The sequence below is a fragment of the Enterococcus sp. AZ179 genome (assembly GCF_050498885.1).
Lineage (GTDB): Bacteria > Bacillota > Bacilli > Lactobacillales > Enterococcaceae > Enterococcus_D > Enterococcus_D entomosocium.
The window spans coordinates 1-3,269 of the sequence record NZ_JBMHEO010000007.1 but is presented as its reverse complement, the minus strand read 5'-3'; the positions used below and the strand labels follow the sequence as shown (position 1 = coordinate 3,269).

2 rRNA genes are annotated in these 3,269 nt (G+C 49.9%); both read left to right on the top strand.

Going from position 1 to position 3,269, the window contains the following annotated elements:
• The first annotated feature begins 157 nt into the window (after nucleotides 1-157).
• Nucleotides 158-3,072 (top strand): 23S ribosomal RNA (locus IGI88_RS18430).
• 81 nt (nucleotides 3,073-3,153) lie between these two features.
• Nucleotides 3,154-3,269: ribosomal RNA gene (gene rrf / locus IGI88_RS18425) — 5S ribosomal RNA — on the top strand.

Below are 3,269 nucleotides of genomic sequence, written 5' to 3'. Positions count from 1 at the left end.
TTTGTTCATTGAAAACTGGATATCGAAGAAAAAATCAAAACAAGTAACACACACCGAGTTGAAATGTTAAAAGAGTTTTTTAATAAGTTCAACGCTTATTTTCTTGAGCAACCTTCTATCGCTAGAAGAAGTACTCAAAACCGACCGTAAGGTCAAAGGTTAAGTGAATAAGGGCGCACGGTGGATGCCTTGGCACTAGGAGCCGATGAAGGACGGGACTAACACCGATATGCTTTGGGGAGCTGTAAGTAAGCTATGATCCAGAGATTTCCGAATGGGGAAACCCAGCATCTTTTATAGGATGTTACGTCTGCGTGAATACATAGCGCAGTCGAGGTAGACGCAGAGAACTGAAACATCTAAGTACCTGCAGGAAGAGAAAGAAAATTCGATTCCCTGAGTAGCGGCGAGCGAAACGGGAAAAGCCCAAACCAACAAGCTTGCTTGTTGGGGTTGTAGGACTCCGATATGGTAGTCTATTCAGATAGTCGAAATACTTGGAAAAGTATGTCAAAGAGGGTAAAAACCCCGTAGGCGAAATTTGGATAACACCTAGGAGGATCCTGAGTACGGCGGAACACGAGGAATTCCGTCGGAATCCGGGAGGACCATCTCCCAAGGCTAAATACTCCCTAGTGACCGATAGTGAACCAGTACCGTGAGGGAAAGGTGAAAAGCACCCCGGAAGGGGAGTGAAATAGATCCTGAAACCGTGTGCCTACAACAAGTTAGAGCCCGTTAATGGGTGATAGCGTGCCTTTTGTAGAATGAACCGGCGAGTTACGATAGCATGCGAGGTTAAGTTGAAGAGACGGAGCCGCAGCGAAAGCGAGTCTGAATAGGGCGAATGAGTATGTTGTCGTAGACCCGAAACCATGTGATCTACCCATGTCCAGGTTGAAGGTGCGGTAAAACGCACTGGAGGACCGAACCCACGTACGTTGAAAAGTGCGGGGATGAGGTGTGGGTAGCGGAGAAATTCCAAACGAACTTGGAGATAGCTGGTTCTCTCCGAAATAGCTTTAGGGCTAGCCTCGGAATTGAGAATGATGGAGGTAGAGCACTGTTTGGACTAGGGGCCCATCTCGGGTTACCGAATTCAGATAAACTCCGAATGCCATTCATTCATATCCGGGAGTCAGACTGTGAGTGATAAGATCCATAGTCGAAAGGGAAACAGCCCAGACCACCAGCTAAGGTCCCCAAATAACTATTAAGTGGAAAAGGATGTGGGGTTGCACAGACAACTAGGATGTTGGCTTAGAAGCAGCCACCATTTAAAGAGTGCGTAATAGCTCACTAGTCGAGTGACCCTGCGCCGAAAATGTACCGGGGCTAAATAGTTTACCGAAGCTGTGGAGTGCACCATTAGGTGCATTGGTAGGAGAGCGTTCTAAGGGCGTTGAAGGCAGATCGTGAGGACTGCTGGAGCGCTTAGAAGTGAGAATGCCGGTATGAGTAGCGAAAGACAGGTGAGAATCCTGTCCACCGAATGACTAAGGTTTCCTGGGGAAGGCTCGTCCGCCCAGGGTTAGTCGGGACCTAAGCCGAGGCCGACAGGCGTAGGCGATGGACAACAGGTTGATATTCCTGTACCCGTTGTTTTTGTTTGAGCAATGGAGGGACGCAGGAGGCTAAGAAGTGCAGACTGATGGATATGTCTGTTCAAGCAGTAAGTCTTGGTAGGAGTCAAATGCTTCTACCTATACGGACAAGCTGTGATGAGGAGGGAAATAATAGTACCGAAGCTTCTGATGTCACACTGCCAAGAAAAGCTTCTAGTGAGAAAACAACGGCCCGTACCGCAAACCGACACAGGTAGTCGAGGAGAGAATCCTAAGGTGAGCGAGAGAACTCTCGTTAAGGAACTCGGCAAAATGACCCCGTAACTTCGGGAGAAGGGGTGCTGCTCTAACGAGCAGCCGCAGTGAATAGGCCCAAGCGACTGTTTATCAAAAACACAGGTCTCTGCAAAATCGAAAGATGACGTATAGGGGCTGACGCCTGCCCGGTGCTGGAAGGTTAAGAGGAGTGCTTAGCGTAAGCGAAGGTACGAATTGAAGCCCCAGTAAACGGCGGCCGTAACTATAACGGTCCTAAGGTAGCGAAATTCCTTGTCGGGTAAGTTCCGACCCGCACGAAAGGCGTAACGATTTGGGCACTGTCTCAACGAGAGACTCGGTGAAATTTTAGTACCTGTGAAGATGCAGGTTACCCGCGACAGGACGGAAAGACCCCATGGAGCTTTACTGTAGTTTGATATTGAGTGTCTGTACCGCATGTACAGGATAGGTAGGAGCCGTAGAGATCGGGACGCCAGTTTCGATGGAGGCAATGGTGGGATACTACCCTTGCGTTATGGCCACTCTAACCCGCAGCCCTTATCGGGCTGGGAGACAGTGTCAGATGGGCAGTTTGACTGGGGCGGTCGCCTCCTAAAAGGTAACGGAGGCGCCCAAAGGTTCCCTCAGAATGGTTGGAAATCATTCGAAGAGTGTAAAGGCAGAAGGGAGCTTGACTGCGAGAGCTACAACTCGAGCAGGGACGAAAGTCGGGCTTAGTGATCCGGTGGTTCCGCATGGAAGGGCCATCGCTCAACGGATAAAAGCTACCCTGGGGATAACAGGCTTATCTCCCCCAAGAGTCCACATCGACGGGGAGGTTTGGCACCTCGATGTCGGCTCGTCGCATCCTGGGGCTGTAGTCGGTCCCAAGGGTTGGGCTGTTCGCCCATTAAAGCGGCACGCGAGCTGGGTTCAGAACGTCGTGAGACAGTTCGGTCCCTATCCGTCGCGGGCGTTGGAAATTTGAGAGGAGCTGTCCTTAGTACGAGAGGACCGGGATGGACTTACCGCTGGTGTACCAGTTGTCTCGCCAGAGGCATCGCTGGGTAGCTATGTAGGGAAGGGATAAACGCTGAAAGCATCTAAGTGTGAAGCCCACCTCAAGATGAGATTTCCCATTTCTTTAAGAAAGTAAGATCCCTGAGAGATGATCAGGTAGATAGGTCAGAAGTGGAAGGCCAGTGATGGTTGGAGCGGACTGATACTAATCGATCGAGGACTTAACCAAAAAGAAAAAAGCACGTAAACTCGTAGCGTTTTGATTTCTTCGATCCAGTTTTGAGTGAGCAACACTTACTCAATTGAATAGTGTGGTGGCGATAGCAAGAAGGATACACCTGTAACCATGCCGAACACAGAAGTTAAGCTTCTTAGCGCCGATTGTAGTGAAGGGTTTCCCTTTGTGAGAGTAGGACGTCGCCACGC